Raw genomic sequence first — 17,848 nt, 5'->3', positions numbered from 1 at the left:
GGCTCCGGGACGCGGGCACCCTCGGCGGCGCCGGGAGGCCCGTCGGGACGGGCGGCTGGGCGGACAGCACGCCGCCGCCCGGCGCGTGGGGGGATACGCGCCGGGCGGCGGACGGTGTCACGGTGTCACGGGTGGCGCGCCGTCAGCGGGCGCGGCCGGGTTGTTGCGCGGGAGTTCAGCCGACCTTCAGCTTCTGGCCCGGGAAGATCAGGTCAGCGTCGTCGACGATGTCCTTGTTGAGCTCGAAGAGCTTCTCCCAGCCGCCCTGGACGCCGTTGGCCTGGGCGATGGTGCCGAGGGTGTCGCCCTCCTTGACCTCGTACGAGCCGTTGCCGGTCTTCACGGCGCCGGACTTCGGGGCGGTCTTGACCGGCGCCGGGGTCTCGGAGCGCTCGGAGCGGGTGACCGGGGCCTCGGCGGGGCGCTTGGACTCCGCCTTCGGGGTGGCCGGCTTCACGGGCGCGGGCTTCGCGGGCTTCGCGGCCTCGGGCTGCGTGGCGGGCTTCGGCTTCGCCGGGGTGGAGGTCGAGCCGCCACCGTTGTACGAGGAGTTGGACAGGCCGACGCCGCAGGACGGCCAGGCGCCCTTGCCCTGGCCCTTGAGGACCTTCTCGGCGATGGCTATCTGCTGCGACTTGGAGGCCTGGTTGGCCTGCGCGGCGTACGCCTTGCCGCCGTACGCGGCCCACGTGGAGGCGGAGAACTGGAGACCGCCGTAGTAGCCGTTGCCCGAGTTGATGGCCCAGTTGCCGCCGGACTCGCAGGAGGCGACCTTGTCCCACTCCGTGGCGGTGGCGGCGCTGGCGGAGCCGGCGGCCATCAGCGGGGCCGCGACGGCGACACCGGCGACACCGGCGAGCGTGACGATGCGGACGGCCTTGGAGCCGCGGCGGTGCTTGCCCTTGCCGGAAAGCAGCATGGATTTCTCCTCACCGACGCCTTCGAGGTGAGCTGTCGGGTTCGGGCGGATGAGTTGCCCGGTCACGTGTCGAGCACGTGGCTTAACCCCTAGCCGGTCGTGACCGTCTCTCAACGGCCGTTCCCGGCGACTACCTTGGTTCCCCCGCTCCTGCCTTCGGCGCTTGCGCGACGACTGTTCCCTCCGTCCGCCGGCAGGATTCGGCGATGCGGTCGAAGGAGCTCGCGGTGGCGAGCGATTCAGAAGGTAGACAGGTCTCTCCCGGATGTTCAACGCGCGACATCAGGGAGAAACCGGCCTACTTGCGTTCCGAAAGTGCACGTTTGCGCAGGTGAGGGCAGGGTTTGCGGAAGTTCCGGAACGAGACACGCCAGTTGACCGGAAGAGACGCATGTCTCACTTGCCGATAACGGACATTCAGCTCTTTCCGGATGCCCGAACTGCCCCTATTCCTTGGTTAGATCCAGGTTTTGGCCGGGCTTGATGAGGTCCGCGTCCCCGCCGATGACCTGCTCGTTGGCCTGGTAGAGGGCGTTCCAGCCCCCCGTGAGCCCGTTGGCGTGGGCGATGGCGGCGAGGCTGTCGCCCGGCTTCACCGTGTACGTGGGCTCCGCGGCGGCGCCTGACGCCGCGCCAGGGGCCGCCGGCACCTCGATGGCCGCCGGGCCGCGGTGCTTGCCCGCGCCGTCGCCCTTCTCGGCAGCGGGGGTGGCGGCTCCCGGGGTGGCCCCGGGGACGGCCGGGGCCGTCGGGTCCACCGGGGCGGTCGGGCTGACCGGGGCCGTCGGGGCGGTCGGGTCCGCCGGGGTGGAGGGCGTCCCCGGGGTGGACGGGGTTCCCGGAGTGGCCGGGGTGGTCGTCGGCGGCACCGACAGGTCGGTGGAGGGCACCGAATAGTCCGGGTCGGGCATGACGGGCAGTCCGCTGGTGGGACCCAGGGGGTAGTCCGGCAGGCCGCTCGGGCCGGCGGAGGGCGAGGAGCCCGGCTGCGGGGTCGGGGCGCCGAAGTCCGTCGGCTTCCCGCCCGAGCCGGTGGCGGGCACCGAGGCGTCCGGCCGGGACGGGGAGGGGGCGACCGGCCCCGGGGCGTTGCCCGGGTCCACCTGGGCCGCCGGCCCCTGCTGGGTCAGCCCGGCCGAGGCGGAGCACAGCGGCCACGCCTGGGGGCCCTGGGAGGCCAGCACCCGTTCGGCGACGGCGATCTGCTGGGAGCGGCTCGCGAGGTCGGGGCGCTCGGCGTAGGCGAGCCCGCCCGCGTTCTTCCACTGCTCCAGGGTGAACTGGAGCCCGCCGTAGGCTCCGCTGCCGAAGTTGGCGCTCCAGGTGCCGCCGCTCTCGCAGTCGGCGACCTTGTCCCAGGTGGCGGTGTCCGCGGCACCCGCGCTGCCCGCCGCGAGCAGCGGCAGGGCCAGGGCGGAGCCGGTGACTCCGGCGGTGACGACCAGGGCGGGTACCTGGCGGGGACGTCTGTGGCGGCCGTTCCCGGAACGCATGAGGCTGCACCTTTCGCATAACGGCGGGGTAACGGCAGAACCTAGCCGCCTTCGAACGGATGTCACAAGTTCGACGGTGGACTGACTTCCGGTCAGGCGACCGGAATCCGGAGCCGTGTTGCCGGGCGGGCGCGCCGCCGCCCCGCGGCGCGGGCCGCGCTCAACCGTTTCGGGGTGTGAAGCGGACCGGCAGGGTGCGCAGGCCCCGCATGATGAGCCCGCCGCGCCAGCGCAGGTCGGCAGGGGGAACGGCAAGTTCCAGATCCGGCAGACGCGTCAGCAAAGTCGCGAGCGCCGTCTGGCCTTCGAGACGGGCGAGCGGGGCGCCGAGACAATAGTGGATGCCGTGGCCGTAGCCGAGGTGCTGATTGTCACTCCGGGAGAGGTCCAGGGTGTCCGGGTCCGCGAACCGGGCGGGGTCGCGGTCGGCCGCCGCGAGGACCACCAGGACGGGGTCCCCGGCGGCGACGTCCCGGCCGCCGAGGGTCAGGGGCTCGGTGGCGAACCGCCAGGTGGCCAGCTCCACCGGGCCGTCGTAGCGCAGGAGTTCCTCGATGCCGGTCTCCAGGAGGGCGCTCTCCCCCGCCGCGAGGGAGTCCTGGAGGCGCACCCGCTGGTCCGGGTTCATGAAGAGGGCGTGCAGCCCGTTGCCGATCAGGTTCACCGTGGTCTCGAAGCCGGCGAACAGCAGGATGAAGGCCATCGCGGTGGCCTCCGCCTCCGTGAGGTGGTCCCCGTGGTCGCTCGCCCGGATCAGGTCCGAGATGAGGTCATTGCCCAGATCATCCCGCTTGCGGTGGATGAGTTCCCCGAGGTACGTCCGCATCTGCTTGACGGACCGGGCCACTCCGCCCCGCGGGCCGCCGCCGTGGCGGATCATCATCCCGGCCCAGTCGCGGAAGTCGTCCTGGTCCTCGCGCGGTACGCCGAGCATCTCGCAGATGGCGTAGATGGGGAGCGGGAAGGCGAACTCATGGATGAGATCGGCCTCGCCCGTCTCCGCGTCCCCCGCCTTCTCGACGATCCGGTCGATCAGGTGGTCGGTGAGCTCCTGCACGCGCGGGGTGAACTCGGCGACCCGGCGCGGGGTGAACGCCTTCGACACCAGCCGCCGCAGCCGGGTGTGGTCCGGCGGGTCGATGTTCAGCAGGTGCGTCATCAGCTCCGCCTTGCGCTCCCCGGGGATCCCCGTCTTGCCCTTGGCGTGCGCGGGTTCCGCGTGGTGCGCGGGATTCTTGCTCAGCCGCTGGTCCGCGAGGGCCTGCCGGGCGTCGGCGTACCGGGTCACGAGCCAGGCCTCGACCCCGCTGGGGAGCTTGGTGCGGTGCACCGGGGAGTGCTCGCGCAGCCAGGCGTACGCCGGGTAGGGGTCGGTCGCGAACTCCCAGTCGAAGAGCGTCGGGCCCTGGGGGGCGGCGGGGTCGGCGGGGGGCGGGGAGGTCTGCTCATGCACCCGATGACGTTATCCCGCCCGGCGGCCGCCACCCCATATAGGTGGTTCGCCGCGGCTGTCCGTAGATCGGCCGTCCCTTGACCTCGCCTTCCCCGCCCTTCCTACTTTCGGTTTTGTGGATGTGAGGATCTTGAAACGCAGTTTCGCGGTGGTGGAGCGACGGGCCGAGCACGCGGTCAAGTTCTTCTACGCCCACCTCTTCTGGCACAACCCCGGACTCCGAACCCTCTTCCCGCCCTCCGCCGACGGCATGGAACGCCAGCGCGACCGGCTCTTCGCCGCGCTCACCCATGTCATCGCCCACCTGGAGAGCGGGACCCTCGTCCCCTATCTACGCGACCTCGGCCGCGACCACCGCAAGTTCCTGGTCGGCCCCGAGCACTACGCCGCCGTCGGCACCTCCCTGCTCGCCGCCCTCGCCGAGACCTCCGGCCAGGCCTGGACCCCCGACGTCGAGAAGGCCTGGAGCGAGGCCTACCAGGTCATGGCCGACGCCATGACGACCGGCGCCCGGGCGAGCGCCGACCCGCCCTGGTGGGACGCCGAGGTGGTGCGCCACCTCCAGTACGGGGAGGACATCGCCGTACTGACCCTGCGCCCGCACGCCCCGCTCCCCTACCGGAGCGGCCAGTACGTCAGTGTGAGCAGCGAACGGGTCCCGGCCACCTGGCGCACGTACTCCCTCGGCAACGCGCCCCGCGCCGACACCACCGTCGACCTGCACGTCAGCCGTATCGAGGGCGGCCTGCTCAGTACCGCCCTGGTCCGCGAGGTCCGGCCCGGCGAGGGGCTGCGGCTCGGCGCCCCCGGCGGCGGCCTGTTCCTGCGCCGGGCGGACCGCCCCCTGACCCTGATCGGCGCCGGGACCGGCTGGGCGCCGGTCCGGGCCCTGCTGGAGGACCTGGTGGAACGCCCTCCCGATCAGGACGTACGGCTCTTCGTCGTCGCCCGGGACGCCGCCCACCTCTACGACCGCCCGCTCATCGACGCGTACGCCGCCTCCTGTGGCTGGCTCGGCGTCACCTACATCACCCCCGCGCCCGGGCAGCACCGCAACCAGGCCACCGACCGGCTGGCCACCGCCCTCGGCCACCGGGCCCTGTGGCGGGAGCAGGACGTCTACCTCAGCGGGCCGTCGCCGTTCATCGAGGAGACCGCCCACCTCCTGGAGGAACTCGGCACCCTCCCCGAGCGGCTCTTCCACGACGCGGTCCCCGCCTCCGGCTCCGCCCGGACCCGGCCCCTCGGCTTCGGCGAGTGGTTCCTGAACCGCCCCGACCCGCACTGGCACGACCCCGCCGCACGCGCCCCGCGCCGCGCGGACTGACCCGGCCGGCGGACCGGCCGGCGGCTCAGCCGGCGGACCGGCCGACGCCCTCGGCGGCCCTGATCGCGTCCCGGTAGGCGCGGGCCGCAGCCCGCAGCGCCGTCTCGGGGTCCGTCCCCTCCGCCTCGGCGCGCGCCGCCAGCGCGAGCAGTTCGTAGCCGATGCCCTCGCCCCGGGGAAGCTCCACCCCGAGGTCCGCCGCGCGGGCCCGGCCGGCGAGCTTGGCCGCGAGCGCGAGCCCGGGCTGGGCCACCGGGATCCCGTCGGTGACCGACTCCCGCTGCTTCTCGACCGCCTTGGTGGCCTGCCAGTGCGCGTTGACGTCCTCGGGGGAATCGGCCCGCGCGTCCCCGAAGACGTGCGGGTGGCGGCGGATCAGCTTGTCCACCAGGTCCCCGGCGACGTCGTCGATGGAGAACGCCACCGCGCCCTCCTCTTCTTCTCCCTCTACTCCTTCTACCGCCCCTTCTTCCGCGGCCGCCGCCTCTTGCGCGATGCGGGCGTGGAAGACGACCTGGAGCAGTACGTCCCCGAGCTCCTCGCGCAGGGCCGCCCGGTCACCGTCCTCGATGGCCTCGACCAGCTCGTACGCCTCCTCGATGGCGTACTTCACCAGCCCCTCGTGGGTCTGCGCGGAGGTCCAGGGGCACTCGCGCCGCACCCGGTCCATCACCTGCACGAGGTCGAGCAGCCGCGCACCCGGCAGGTCGTACGAGCCGGGCAGCAGCTCCAGGTCGGGCATGCTGACGCGGCCGGAGCCCGCGAGGCGGGCCAGGCCGTCGGTGAGCCGCCGGTCCCCCTCGCCGCCCGGGAGCACCACGACCGTACGGCCGCCCGCGCAGGCCCCGACGAGCCCCTCGGCGTCGGGCGCCTCCCGCACCACCCGCACCCCGGCCTCCCGCAGGTACGGCAGCTGCGGGTGCTCCGGATCGGCGCACAGGACGAGGTCGGCGGCGTGCAGGGTCTGCCAGGCCGGCCAGGACAGCAGCCCGGGGGCGACCCGGTGGCTGGCGGTCAGCAGGACGATCCGGCCGACGGGCTCTGCGGCGGCGGGGCCGGGAGCGGAGCCGGGGGCGGACGCGGGGGCGGACGCGGGGGCGGGTTCGGCGGTGTGGTCGGTCACCCTCCGAACCTACCTCCGCCCGTACGTCACGCGCCGCCGAGGGCCGGTACCTCGGACCGGCTGCGCTGGGTGATCCACGGGGTCTGCTGATCGCCGAGGATGATCTGCTGCGCGTCCCACTTGCCGTAGCGCGGGTTGACCTCGATGTGCAGGGCCTTCGCCGCCTCCCCCAGCTTGGCCAGCGCCTTGTCCTGACTGCCGTAGTGCGCGAAGAGCTTGTCGCGCAGCAGCTTGAAGCGGGTGTCCGCCTCCAGCTGGTCCGGCGCCAGCTGCGCCTGCTGGAGCGCGGCCGCCTCCAGCCCCGCCCGGCCGCCCGCCTGCTGGAGCTGCGCCTTGCGCACCTCCTCGATCTCCTTGGGGGTCACGCTCAGGCCGGCGTCGTCGGCGGCCCGCTCCAGAACGGCCGTCTGGATCATCTTGTTGAGCTTCAGGCGTTCCAGTCCGGCGGTCGCCTCGATGAGCTGGGCGCCCTGACCGGAACGGTTCTGCGCCGCGCGGACGTCCTTGACCTGGGCCTGGAGGGCGGAGGTGGTGATGCGTTCCCCGCCGACGACCGCCGCCGTACCGGGTCGGGTACCGCCCGAGCAGGCGGTCAGCAGGGGGGCCGCCGCGAGCAGGGCGACGGAGACGGAGAGCGCTGTGCGACGGTGCAAAGGAGCCTCCAGGGCCGGGAGATTGTGCGTCGGTGCACAAGGGCCGTGCGGTGATCGATGGTATGCAGTCAGGGTGGTCCGGGCCACCGCTTCGACCAACGATTCCGGGGGTGTTGGGGTGCGAGTTCACTCCCCGGCTACCACCGCGGCGCCCGTTCCTGGGATGGTCGCCTCACCATGTCGACTCAAGCGCTCGCCCCGCACCGCGCCGCGGACCGCCCGGCGTCCCCCTCCGCACGGCGCTCCCCGCGCCGCTCCGGCCTGGCCGGGTCGGCGTTCGCGGCCCTGGTCACCCTCGTCGCCGTGTGCGGCGGGGACGCGGTCGCGCGGGTGTTCCCGTACGGGCCCCGGCATCGCAGCGTCAACGACCTCGGCAACCAGTTCGTGCCGTTCCACGCCCACCTGTGGGACCTGCTGCACGGCCGGGCGCAGGGCGGGATCCTCTTCAACTGGCAGTCCGGGTACGGCACCAGCTTCCTGCCCGACCTCGGGACCTACCTGACGAGCCCCTTCGCCGTCCTGGTGGCGCTGTTCCCGCGCGCGGACATCGACCTCGCGGTGTACGTGGTCACCGTGCTGAAGATGGCGGCCGCGGCGGCGGCGATGGCCTGGCTGCTGCGCACCCAGCGGCGGGGGCCGTGGTGGGCGGCCGGGCTGCTCGCGGCCTCGTACGCGCTGTGCGGATGGTCGGTGATCGAGGCCTCCTACAACCCGATGTGGCTGGACGGGCTGATCGCCTTCCCGCTGCTGTGCCTCACCGGCGAGTGGGCGCTGCGCGGGCGGCGGCCCGTACTGGGCGTGCTGGTGGTGACCGTGTCGTGGACCGCGAACTTCTACACCGCCTACATGGCCACGCTGGGCGCCGCCCTGGTGCTGCTGGTGCGAGTGGTGCTCACCCGGGAGGGGGTGCGCGAGCGGGCCCTGGTGGCCGGCCGGGCGGCGGGGACGGCCGTGCTCGGCGTCGCGTTGGCCGCGCCCGTGCTCGTACCGCTCTTCCTCAGCTCGAAGCAGGCCTACCCGGGCTGGTCGCGGCAGTTCGGGCCGGTGCCGTGGTCCGACCTGTTCGCGCGGCTGATGCCGGCGACGTACTCCTTCAACTCCCCCGCCGTGTTCGTGGGCACCGGGACGCTGCTGCTGGCGGCGGCGCTCCCCTTCCACCGGGCCCTGCCCGCCCGGACCCGGTGGTGGTGGGCGGGACTCGTCGCGGCGGTGCTGCTCTCCTTGCAGTGGGCGCCGACCCACCTGGCCTGGCACCTGTTCGCGACGCCCAACGGCAGCGCGTACCGGCAGACCTTCGTGCTGGCCGGGATCGTGGTCATCGCCGCGTGGACGGGCCTGGCGGCCGGACTCCCCTCGGCGCGGTCCCTCGCCGCGGGCGCGGCGGTGCTGGCTGCGGCGCTGGGCTGGGCGAGCGCCAGCCCCCTCGCCACGGGCTGGGGGTACGGCCTCTTCGGCGGCGGGCTGGCACTGACGGCCGGGGCCTGGTGGGCGCTGCGCCGGCCGCGGCTGCTGCTGCCCGCGGCCGGTCTGCTGGCCCTGGCGCTGGTGGGGCAGGCCGCGGCGACGACGGCGTACGGGCACAAGGGGAAACTGGCCGGGCTGGACGACTACCCGTCCTGGAACGCGGCGCACACCCGGCGCGCCGAGGCCCTCGCGCGGGCCGACGGCTGGCCCGCGTACCGGACCGACGCGGGCCGGCCCGCCCTGTCGGGCAACGACCCGATGCTGCTGGGCGGTGAGGGCGGCGCCTACTACAGCAGCCACACCCCGGACGTGTTCACCCGCACCATGCAGGCGCTGGGCGCGGGCTGGACCTCGCGCGGCCGCAACGTGCAGAGCATCGACAACCCGGTGACGGACGCGGTGTTCTCGGTCGGCGCGCGGCTGAAGCCGGACGGCACGGTGGCCCGCGCCGAGGTCCCGCCGCTGGTCACCGTCCATCCCGCGGAGCCCGGCCTCGCCTACGGGGAGTCCCCCTTCGCCAACCAGGAGCTGCTGCTGGGCGCCACGGTGTACGAGGACCCCGTCGCGCCCGGGGTCTGCCGGGCCGGTACGGAGGCCTACCTGTGGGCCCCGGAGTACAACGCGACGGCCCGCCTGGACGGGGGCCGGCCCTTCCGGCTCGGCGGCAGCGCCCCGCGCAACCGGGCGGCGCTCCAGCCGCTGGGCACCTCGCGCGGGCCCGCCTCGAAGCTGGTCTTCGACGCTCCCGCCCCGCCCCGTTGGGCCCTGTCCTGCCTGGACCGGACCCGGCTCACGCGCGCGGTGTCGGCCCTGCGCGCCTCCGCCGCCACCTCGGTGCGCGTCGGCTCCTCCGGGCTGCGCGCCACCCTGCCGCCGGGCAGTACCGGCACGGCGGTGATCGCGGTCCCGGCGGTGGCGGGCTGGACCTGCGACGGCCGGGCGGCCTCGTCCCGGCTCGGTCTGCTGGCGGTCCCGCTGGACGGCCGCACCACCACCCTGACCTGTTCCTTCCGTCCGCCGGGCCTGCTCCCGGGGGCGGCGGCGGCCGGGCTGTCGGCGCTGGTGGTGCTGGCTCTGGCGGTCAGGCGCCGGCGGCGGGCGCGCTGACCCGGGGGCGCCGACGCGGCGGCGGGCGGCGGGGGGTCAGCGCACCTGGCCCAGCCACTGGAGGGTGCGGCGGATGTCGACCGGGAGCGGGTGGCCCGGGCCGTGCACCCGGTCCGCGTCGAACAGCAGCCGGACCAGGGTGTCGTGGGCGGCCGGCCGGTCGCCCAGGGAGAGCAGCAGGTGCGCTATCCGGCGGCGGACCTCCAGCGGCAGCCCCGGGTCCGGGTTGGCGTAGTGGTTCTCGAACAAGGGCAGCAGCGAGCGGTACTCGGCGAGGGCGGCCGCGGGCTCGCCGAGCTGTTCCAGGCACTGGGCCGCGTCGTAGCGCAGGCGCAGCGCCTGCGGGTCACCGGCCGGGAACTCGTCCGCGAGGCGCCGCAGTTCGGGCAGGGCACGGCGGAACTGGCCGTCGTCCATCAGCGTGGCGGCGTACTGCTTGCGCAGGGAGCGGACCACCGGCGAGTGGGCGCCGTGCTCGGCGGCGGCCGCCGGGAGGATGCCGCCGAGGATGTCCACCGCCCGGGTGAGCTGGCCCTGGTCCAGCAGTTTGCGGGCCTCGTCCACGGCGCCGGGGATGTCCGGGCGGGGCGGGGCCGGCGGGTCGGCCGGGCGGGGCGGCACGATCGCGGCCCGGTCCGGCCAGGGTGCCTGGGGGCGCAGGAAGGGGCGGGTGGGGTCCATGGGGCCGCTCGGGGTGCGGCTGCCGCGGGCCGGGAGCAGGGGCGCGAGGGCCTCGTAGACCTCCTGCGCGGAGCCGGGCCGGTCCTGCGGGTCCTTGGCGAGGAGGCGCAGCATCAGTGCCTCCAGCTCCGCCGGGATCTCGGGGCGCAGCGGGCGCACCGGGGCGGGGGGCTCGTAGAGGTGGCGGTGCAGCACGCCGAGGGCGGTCGACCCGGCGAAGGGGACGTTGCCGCTGAGGAGTTCGTAGAGCAGCACGCCGAGGGCGTACAGGTCGGTGTACGGGCCGACCGCGCCGCTCATGGCCTGTTCGGGCGCCATGTAGGCGGGGCTGCCGATCGGGGTGCCGGTGCTGGTGAGGCGGGTGGTGTCGGTGTCCATCACGGAGGCGACACCGAGGTCCAGGACGAGGACGCTTCCGTCCGGGCGGACCATCACGTTGCGGGGCTTGAGGTCGCGGTGGACGATCGGCACCGCGTGCACCGCGGAGAGCACCGCGCACAGCTGGGCGACGACGGCGACCGCCCAGGGCCAGGGGTACGGGTCGTGCGCGGCGAGGTGGTCGGCGAGGTCGGAGCCCTCGACGTAGCCCATGACGAGGTAGAGCTCGTCGCCGTCGTTGCCCGCGTCGTGGACGGTGACGAGCCCGGGGTGGTCGACCTGGGCGGTGACCCGGCATTCGCGCACGAACCGGCGGCGCAGTTCCTCGGCGACGGTGCCGGGGCCGGCGACCTTGTCGGGGCGCAGCAGTTTGACGGCCACGCGCCGGTCGAGGCGCTGGTCGTAGGCCGTCCACACCTGGCCCATGCCGCCCTGGCCGAGGATGGTGGCGAGCTGGTACCGCTCGCCGATCAGGCGTTCCCGCTCGGTCACCGGTTCGGGTCCTGGACCGCCGTGCTGTTCGGGTCCTGGTAGGGGCCGCCGGGCTGCGGGGGCTGCGGCGGGCGGCTCTGGCCCTGGCCCTGCCGGCGCAGGAGCTCGCTGAGCTCGTCGAGTTCGGCGCGGACCTGCCCGATGCGGGGCGGCGGGGTGTGCGGGGGCGTCTGCGGCGGGACCTGCGGGCGCGGCGGCGCGGGGGCCTGGTGCTGCGCGGGCGGGTAGCCGTAGGAGTGGGTGGTCTGCTGCCCGGTGTACGGGGACTGCGGGGCCACCGGGTACCAGGGCGCTGCCGGGGCGAGGGCCTTCGTCTCGTGGTGGCGGATGTCGGAGACGAGGTAGTACACGCAGACCGCGAAACCGGTGAGGATCGAGCCACCGGCGCCCAGGTCGCTCTGCCAGCCGCTGGTGTCGGGCGTGTGGTCGCTCTCGATGAAGGAGATCCAGACCACCATCAGCACACCGGTGATGACGAGCAGGGCCCAGTCCCGGGCCTTGCGGGTGAGGATCGCGAGCCTCAGCATCGACCCCCAGGAGAAGAACCCGCAGCTGAGGACGGGCAGCGCCGTGAACAGCACGCGCAGCGTCATGTCGCCCCCCGACAGGGGACGGTGGCCGTGGGGGCCGGGCTGCGGCGGGAGGCCGGGGCCGTGCATCGGTGCTCCTGACGAGGCGTGCGGAAGGGCTCGGAGTCTGAGCGTATACAGCCTTTCCGGCCGTCCGTGAGGGGATGGACGCAACCGTTGCAGGGTCGCAGTACGGCCGGTCCGGTGATCACCGCTCCTCCGGCGCCCCGCTAGCCTCAGGGCTCTCGCACCGTCCCAGGGGGGGATCCCGTCATGCGCACCACCACGCGTTCCGCCGTGCCCGCGACCGCCGCGGCGCTCGTCTGTTCCGTCGCCCTGCTGGCCGTCGCCGGCTGCGGCACGCAGCCCGCGACGGCGGGTGCCGGGCCGAAGGGCGCGTCGCGGTCGGCCTCGCCGTCGGCCCCGCCGTCCGAGCCGGCGGACCCCTTCGCCGGGAAGGACCCCGCCACCGTCGTCAAGGACGCGTACCAGCGGACGGAGGAAGCCGCGTACGTGACCCTGCGCGTCGGCCTGACGGTGGGCGCACGCCACCTCCAGGGGGCCCTGACGATCGACCCGGAGGGCAGCTGCGGGGGCGACGTCACCGTGTTCAAGTCCGGCACGGCGGAGCTCTTCTCGGACGGCGACGCCCTGTACGTCAAGGGGGACGCGGGCTTCCTGGAGGACCAGTTCGAGGGCCGGCCGCAGGCGGTGGCCCGCGCCTCGGGCCACTGGGTGAAGGCGAAGGTCGACGACCCCGCGTTCGCCCACCTCACCGCGCTCTGCGGAGCGGGCTTCCCGGCCTCCCTCTTCACCGAGCGCGCGAACGTCCACCGGGACGCCGGCACCTACTCCGACGGCCGGCGGGTGGCGGTGTTCACCTCCGACGGCCCGGGGGGCGTCAAGATCACCGATCACGTCCTGATGGACGGGACCCCGTACCTCCTCAAGCGCCAGCAGGCCGGCCCGGACTTCGCCCGCTTCGAGTACTCCGGCATGGGCACCGGCGGCCGGCCCCTCTCCCCGCCGGACGGCCGGGACGTGGTGGACGCCCCCTGACCGGAGCGCGGGGAGCGGAGCCTAGGCTCGGGGCAGGAATCGTCTTTCCACGGGGGAAACAGCATGCGCAGCCGTACCAAGACCACCGCGACGGCCCTCGCCGCCGCGACCCTGCTCGGCGCGGGCGTGAGCGCCTGCGTGCCCGGCGGCGGCCCGGGCCGGGCCGCCCAGGCCGGGCGCGAGGCCCGGGCGCAGGCGTCCCCGTCGTCGCCGGGCACGGCGCCGGCGCCCGCCCGGAGCGGCGCCGGCCCGCTCGCCGACCGGTCGGGGCAGGAGATCCTGACCCAGGCCTACGCGGCCACCCGGTCGGCCGGGTCGGCGCACGTCACGGCCCGGGTCGACTACCAGGGCAAGCCGATGCGGATCGACCTCTCCCTGGACAAGAAGGGCAACTGCAACGGCGCCGTCCGCCTCGACGGCATGGGGAAGCTGGACATCATCAAGTCCAGCGAGCTGGTGCACTTCCGCGGCGACGCCGCCTACTGGCGCGGCGCGGCGAAGCAGCGCAACACCCCGCAGAAGCAGACGGAGCAGATGGTCACCGCACTCGCCGACCGCTGGGTGAAGATCCCCGTCTCCGACCCGCGCGCCGCCTCGATGACCGGCAGCTGCGACCTCGACAAGCTGACCGGCGACTTCGGCAAGGGCAGCCCGCTCGCGCGCAAGGGCGAGAGCACCACGGTCGACGGGAAGCCCGCGCTGGCGGTCACCTCCCCGGCCCGGCAGGGCACGCAGACCGACTACGTCGCCACCGAGGGCAAGCCGTACGTCCTGAAGTCGGCGGTCAGCGGGGAGAGCGCCGGCGAGGCGCTGTTCTCGGACTTCGACGTCCCCGTCGACACCGCCTCCCCGCAGGACTCCGACGTCCTCGACCTGTCGAAGATCGGCGGCCCGGCGGGCGAGGCGATCTGAGCCCCGCGCACCGCCCCCGCGCCCCGCGCCCTACGCCCTACGCCGGCCCGCGCCGCCGTACGTGCAGGTGGCCGCTGAGCGGGAACCCGGGCGGCGCGGCGGGCAGTTCCCCCTCGAAGGCGTACCCGCTCTTCACGGCGACGCGGCAGGACGCCTCGTTGTCCTCCTGGTGGAGGAGGTCGAGGCGCTCCAGCCCGGCACCGGCGAAGGCCTCGAAGGCCCAGGCGGTGAGGGCCTCCAGGGCGCGCGGCGCGATGCCCAGGCCACGCGCGTGCGCCACCGTCCAGTAGCCGACCTCGGCCGACGGCCCGGCGCCGGCGGGCCGCTTGAGGACGGCGGCGCCCACCAGCAGCCCCGCCTCCTCCTCCAGCACGGCGAAGCCGAACCGGGTGCCCCGCTCCCGGTCCCGCGCGTGGTCCTCGACGAACATCAGGCCGTCGGACTCGCTGTCGACCGGGTACCGGGTCCAGCGCCGCAGGACGGGATCGGCGTACGCCCGCCGCAGCGCGGGCACGTCCTGCGGCTGCCAGGGGCGCAGGAGCAGGGCGGGCCGGCCCGCCGTCGCGGCGGCGCGGAGCGTGGCGGATGGGGTCATCATCCGATGATAGGCAGCCCCGCCCGGCCGCCCGGGCGGGTCCGCCGGCCCGGGCGGCCCGCTACGAGCCGAGGATCGTGGTGAGGAACTCCCCCGTCCAGCCCAGCAGTTCCCGCCCGACCAGCGGCTTCCCGCCCACCCGGGCCGTCTTCGGCCGGGGCACCAGCACCTGCGAGGTGGCCGGCTTGAGCACCGTCCCCGGGTAGAGCCGCTTCAGCCGCAGCTCCTGCGACTCGCGCAACTCCACCGGCCCGAAACGGATGTTGGGCCCCTGGAGGGTGATGTCGCCGACCCCGCAGGCCCGCGCGAGCATCCGCAGCCCCGCCACCAGCAGCAGGTTCTCCACCGGCTCCGGGAGCTTGCCGTAGCGGTCGGTGAGTTCCTCCCGCACCGCCTTGACGTCCGCCTCGGAGTTGGCCGCGGCGATGGACCGGTACGCCTGCAGGCGCAGCCGCTCGCCCGGCGCGTAGTCGTGCGGGACGTGCGCGTCGACCGGCAGCTCGATCTTGACCTCCAGCGGCGGCTCCTCCTCCACCCCGCCCTCGACGGCCGCCCGGTAGTCGGCGACGGCCTCGCCGACCATCCGGATGTAGAGGTCGAAGCCGACGCCCGCGATGTGCCCGGACTGCTCCCCGCCGAGCAGGTTGCCCGCGCCGCGGATCTCCAGGTCCTTCATCGCCACGTACATGCCGGCGCCCATCTCGGTGTGCTGGGCGATCGTCGCGAGCCGCTCGTGCGCGGTCTCGGTCAGCGGCTTCTCCGGCGGGTAGAGGAAGTACGCGTACCCGCGCTCGCGGCCTCGGCCGACGCGGCCGCGCAGCTGGTGCAGCTGGGAGAGGCCGAAGTTGTCGCCGCGCTCCACGATCAGGGTGTTGGCGTTGGAGATGTCGATGCCGGACTCGACGATGGTCGTCGAGACGAGGACGTCGAACTTCTTCTCCCAGAAGTCCACCACGACCTGCTCCAGGGCCTGTTCGGACATCTGCCCGTGCGCCGTCGCGATCCGCGCCTCCGGGACGATCTCGCGCAGCTTGGCGGCCGCCCGGTCGATGGACTCGACCCGGTTGTGGATGTAGAAGCACTGCCCCTCGCGCAGCAGTTCGCGGCGGATCGCCGCGCCGATCTGCTTCTCCTCGTACGGGCCGACGAAGGTCAGCACCGGGTGCCGTTCCTCCGGCGGAGTGGTGATCGTCGACATCTCGCGGATGCCGGTCACCGCCATCTCCAGGGTGCGCGGGATCGGGGTGGCGGACATGGTGAGCACGTCCACGTTGGCGCGGAGCTTCTTCAGCTGCTCCTTGTGCTCGACGCCGAACCGCTGCTCCTCGTCGACGATGACCAGGCCCAGGTCCTTGAACTTCGTCTCCTGCGAGAACAGCCGGTGCGTGCCGATGACGAGGTCGACGGACCCCTCGCGCAGCCCCTCCAGGGTGGCCTTGGACTCGGTCTCGCTCTGGAAGCGCGACAGCGCCTTCACGACGACGGGGAACTGCGCGTACCGCTCGGAGAAGGTCCCGAAGTGCTGCTGCACGAGCAGCGTGGTCGGGACGAGCACGGCGACCTGCTTGCCGTCCTGGACCGCCTTGAAGGCCGCGCGGACGGCGATCTCGGTCTTGCCGTAGCCGACGTCGCCGCAGATCAGCCGGTCCATGGGGACGGACTTCTCCATGTCCTCCTTGACCTCGGCGATGGTGGTGAGCTGGTCGGGCGTCTCCGCGTACGGGAAGGCGTCCTCCAGCTCCCGCTGCCAGGGCGTGTCGGGGCCGAAGGTGTGCCCGGGGGCGGCCATGCGGGCGCTGTAGAGCCTGATGAGGTCGGCGGCGATCTCCTTGACGGCCTTCTTCGCGCGGGCCTTGGTCTTGGTCCAGTCGGCGCCGCCGAGCCGGTGCAGGGTCGGGGCCTCGCCGCCGACGTACTTGGTGACCTGCTCCAGCTGGTCGGTGGGGATGTAGAGCCGGTCGCCGGGCTGGCCGCGCTTGGCGGGCGCGTACTCGACGAGGAGGTACTCGCGGGTGGCGCCCTGGACGGTGCGCTGCACCATCTCGATGTAGCGGCCGACGCCGTGCTGCTCGTGGACGATGTAGTCGCCGACCTCCAGGGTGAGGGGGTCGATGGACTTGCGGCGCCGGGTCGGCATCCGGCCGAGGTCCTTGGTCGCGGTGCGCTGGCCGGTCAGGTCGGTCTCGGTCAGGAGGGCCAGTTTCAGCGCCGGGTCCACGAAGCCGTTGTCGAGGGAGCCGCACGTCACGTGGACGAGGGACGGTTCCAGGGTCCGCAGGTCGGACTCCAGCCGGGCCGCGATCCCCTCGCCGCCCAGCACCTCGACCGTACGGGCGGCCGGGCCGTGGCCCTCGGTGAGGTAGACGGTGCGCCAGCCGTCCGCGATCCAGCCCTTGGTGTCGGCGAGGGCCCGGGCGGTGTCGCCCCGGTAGGCCTCGGGGGCGTGCATGCCGAGCTTGAGGGTGTCCGCGGCCAGGCCGGTGTCGTCGGCGGCGAACGGGGACACCGACCACCACATCATGCCGATCTCGCGGGCGTGCTCGCGGACGTCCGCGATCCCGCGCAGCGAGGCCGCGCCGACGTCGATGGGGGCTTCGCCGCCGCCCGCGGTGGCCGCCCAGGAGGCCATCAGGAACTCCTGGGAGGTGGCCACCAGGTCGGCGGCCCGGGTGCGCACCCGCTCGGGGTCGCAGACCACGGCCATGGCCCCGGCGGGCAGGACGTCGATCAGCAGTTCCATGTCGTCGACGAGGACCGGTGCGAGGGACTCCATGCCCTCGACCGCGATCCCCTCGGCGATCTTGTGGAGCAGCTCCCCCAGCTCGGGATGGGCCTCGGCCAGCGCCGCCGCCCGCTCGCGCACCTCGTCGGTGAGCAGCAGTTCCCGGCAGGGCGGGGCCCACAGCCCGTGTTCGGCGATCTCCAGGGAGCGCTGGTCGGCGACCTTGAAGTAGCGGATCTCCTCGACCTCGTCGCCCCAGAACTCCACGCGCAGCGGGTGCTCCTCGGTGGGCGGGAACACGTCGAGGATGCCGCCGCGCACGGCGAACTCGCCGCGCTTCTCGACCAGCTCGACGCGGGCGTACGCGGCCGCCGCGAGGGCCGCGGTGACCTCCCCGAGGTCCACGCTCTGCCCCTGCCGCAAGCTGACCGGCACCAGGTCGCCGAGCCCCTTGACCTGCGGCTGGAGCACCGAGCGGATCGGCGCCACGACCACCGAGACGGGGCCCGCGGCCGGGTCGTCCTTGCTGGGGTGCGCGAGCCGGCGCAGCACCGCGATGCGGCGGCCGACGGTGTCGCTGCGCGGGCTGAGCCGCTCGTGCGGCAGCGTCTCCCAGGACGGGTAGTCCACCACCTGGTCGGGCGGCAGCAGCGACCGCAGCGCCGCCGCGAGGTCCTCCGCCTCCCGCCCGGTGGCGGTGACGGCGAGCACCGTCCGCTCGGTACGGGCGGCCAGCGCGGCGATCGCGAAGGGCCGGGCGGCGGGCGGGCCGACGAGGTCCACGTGCATGCGGTTGCCGTCCCCGGCCGCGGTGACCGCCTCGGCGAGCGCGGGATCCCGGGTGACGGCGTCGAGCAGTCCGTGCAGGCTCATGAAGGGGGCTTTCCATCCTGGGGGAGGG

The 17,848-nt window shown here is 74.1% G+C and carries 13 protein-coding genes and 1 riboswitch; of the genes, 4 read left to right on the top strand and 9 right to left on the bottom strand.

The window, feature by feature from the left end:
- Window positions 1-175 precede the first annotated feature (175 nt).
- From ACFYYT_RS20900 to ACFYYT_RS20890, 3 genes are all read right to left on the bottom strand, one after another.
- Window positions 176-919, bottom strand: a complete 744-nt coding sequence (locus tag ACFYYT_RS20900) for a transglycosylase family protein (RefSeq protein ID WP_351820559.1) — start codon at window positions 917-919, stop codon at window positions 176-178.
- A gap of 2 nt (window positions 920-921) precedes the next feature.
- Window positions 922-1,091, bottom strand: a riboswitch (cyclic di-AMP (ydaO/yuaA leader).
- Between the two features lie 274 nt (window positions 1,092-1,365).
- Window positions 1,366-2,412, bottom strand: a complete 1,047-nt coding sequence (locus ACFYYT_RS20895) for a transglycosylase family protein (RefSeq protein WP_351820557.1) — start codon at window positions 2,410-2,412, stop codon at window positions 1,366-1,368.
- 160 nt (window positions 2,413-2,572) lie between these two features.
- Window positions 2,573-3,865 carry a cytochrome P450 gene (locus tag ACFYYT_RS20890; RefSeq protein WP_351820554.1) on the bottom strand — a complete coding sequence of 431 codons (1,293 nt, stop codon included), beginning with the start codon at window positions 3,863-3,865 and terminating at the stop codon, window positions 2,573-2,575.
- Between the two features lie 121 nt (window positions 3,866-3,986).
- Between ACFYYT_RS20890 and ACFYYT_RS20885 the strand changes: the two genes are divergently transcribed.
- Window positions 3,987-5,192, top strand: coding sequence for a globin domain-containing protein (locus ACFYYT_RS20885; protein ID WP_351820551.1), 1,206 nt, complete (start codon window positions 3,987-3,989; stop codon window positions 5,190-5,192).
- Window positions 5,193-5,217: 25 nt separating this feature from the next.
- On the opposite strand, the gene ACFYYT_RS20880 is transcribed toward ACFYYT_RS20885, so the two are convergent.
- Together ACFYYT_RS20880 and ACFYYT_RS20875 are read right to left on the bottom strand one after the other, a co-directional pair.
- Window positions 5,218-6,219 carry a nucleoside triphosphate pyrophosphohydrolase gene (locus ACFYYT_RS20880; RefSeq protein ID WP_351820680.1) on the bottom strand — a complete coding sequence of 334 codons (1,002 nt, stop codon included), beginning with the start codon at window positions 6,217-6,219 and terminating at the stop codon, window positions 5,218-5,220.
- 122 nt (window positions 6,220-6,341) lie between these two features.
- On the bottom strand, window positions 6,342-6,968 hold the full coding sequence (locus tag ACFYYT_RS20875; RefSeq protein WP_351820548.1) for a SurA N-terminal domain-containing protein: 627 nt from the start codon (window positions 6,966-6,968) through the stop codon (window positions 6,342-6,344).
- Window positions 6,969-7,145: 177 nt separating this feature from the next.
- Here ACFYYT_RS20875 and ACFYYT_RS20870 point away from each other — a divergent pair, with 177 nt between their 5' ends.
- Window positions 7,146-9,539: a YfhO family protein gene (locus tag ACFYYT_RS20870; RefSeq protein ID WP_351820545.1), complete on the top strand. Its 2,394-nt coding sequence runs from the start codon at window positions 7,146-7,148 to the stop codon at window positions 9,537-9,539.
- Between the two features lie 36 nt (window positions 9,540-9,575).
- Here the strand turns inward: ACFYYT_RS20870 and ACFYYT_RS20865 are convergent, their stop codons facing one another.
- Both ACFYYT_RS20865 and ACFYYT_RS20860 read right to left on the bottom strand, forming a co-directional pair.
- Window positions 9,576-11,090, bottom strand: coding sequence for a protein kinase (locus ACFYYT_RS20865; protein WP_351820543.1), 1,515 nt, complete (start codon window positions 11,088-11,090; stop codon window positions 9,576-9,578).
- Entirely contained in the window at window positions 11,087-11,749 is a 663-nt protein-coding gene (locus tag ACFYYT_RS20860) for a hypothetical protein (RefSeq protein ID WP_351820540.1), read from the bottom strand. Before ACFYYT_RS20860 ends, ACFYYT_RS20865 begins: the two co-directional genes overlap by 4 nt.
- Before the next feature lie 183 nt (window positions 11,750-11,932).
- Between ACFYYT_RS20860 and ACFYYT_RS20855 the strand changes: the two genes are divergently transcribed.
- Both ACFYYT_RS20855 and ACFYYT_RS20850 read left to right on the top strand, forming a co-directional pair.
- Window positions 11,933-12,718 (top strand): hypothetical protein, encoded by a 786-nt coding sequence (locus ACFYYT_RS20855; RefSeq protein WP_351820537.1) that lies wholly within the window; start codon window positions 11,933-11,935, stop codon window positions 12,716-12,718.
- 63 nt (window positions 12,719-12,781) lie between these two features.
- A complete protein-coding gene (locus ACFYYT_RS20850; protein ID WP_388608803.1) occupies window positions 12,782-13,630 on the top strand; it encodes a hypothetical protein in 849 nt (282 codons plus the stop codon).
- Window positions 13,631-13,667: 37 nt separating this feature from the next.
- Here ACFYYT_RS20850 and ACFYYT_RS20845 read toward each other — a convergent pair whose 3' ends face one another.
- The gene (locus tag ACFYYT_RS20845) at window positions 13,668-14,225 is read right to left on the bottom strand and encodes a GNAT family N-acetyltransferase (protein ID WP_351831596.1); all 558 of its coding nucleotides are present in this window, start codon (window positions 14,223-14,225) and stop codon (window positions 13,668-13,670) included.
- 61 nt (window positions 14,226-14,286) lie between these two features.
- Complete coding sequence (gene mfd / locus ACFYYT_RS20840) at window positions 14,287-17,820, bottom strand: transcription-repair coupling factor (RefSeq protein ID WP_351831593.1); 3,534 nt, start codon at window positions 17,818-17,820, stop codon at window positions 14,287-14,289.
- Between the last annotated feature and the right edge of the window lie 28 nt (window positions 17,821-17,848).

Origin of the sequence: Streptomyces sp. NPDC002032, assembly GCF_042890765.1 — a bacterium.
Classification (GTDB): domain Bacteria; phylum Actinomycetota; class Actinomycetes; order Streptomycetales; family Streptomycetaceae; genus Streptomyces.
This window is presented reverse-complemented; position numbering and strand designations above follow the sequence as displayed.

Excerpts from the sequence above, each read along its gene's own strand:
- mfd (WP_351831593.1), bottom strand. The coding sequence starts at position 17,820 with ATGAGCCTGCACGGACTGCTCGACGCCGTCACCCGGGATCCCGCGCTC.
- ACFYYT_RS20860 (WP_351820540.1), bottom strand. The coding sequence starts at position 11,749 with ATGCACGGCCCCGGCCTCCCGCCGCAGCCCGGCCCCCACGGCCACCGT.
- ACFYYT_RS20895 (WP_351820557.1), bottom strand. The coding sequence starts at position 2,412 with ATGCGTTCCGGGAACGGCCGCCACAGACGTCCCCGCCAGGTACCCGCC.
- ACFYYT_RS20850 (WP_388608803.1), top strand. The coding sequence starts at position 12,782 with ATGCGCAGCCGTACCAAGACCACCGCGACGGCCCTCGCCGCCGCGACC.
- ACFYYT_RS20855 (WP_351820537.1), top strand. The coding sequence starts at position 11,933 with ATGCGCACCACCACGCGTTCCGCCGTGCCCGCGACCGCCGCGGCGCTC.
- ACFYYT_RS20900 (WP_351820559.1), bottom strand. The coding sequence starts at position 919 with ATGCTGCTTTCCGGCAAGGGCAAGCACCGCCGCGGCTCCAAGGCCGTC.
- ACFYYT_RS20870 (WP_351820545.1), top strand. The coding sequence starts at position 7,146 with ATGTCGACTCAAGCGCTCGCCCCGCACCGCGCCGCGGACCGCCCGGCG.
- ACFYYT_RS20845 (WP_351831596.1), bottom strand. The coding sequence starts at position 14,225 with ATGACCCCATCCGCCACGCTCCGCGCCGCCGCGACGGCGGGCCGGCCC.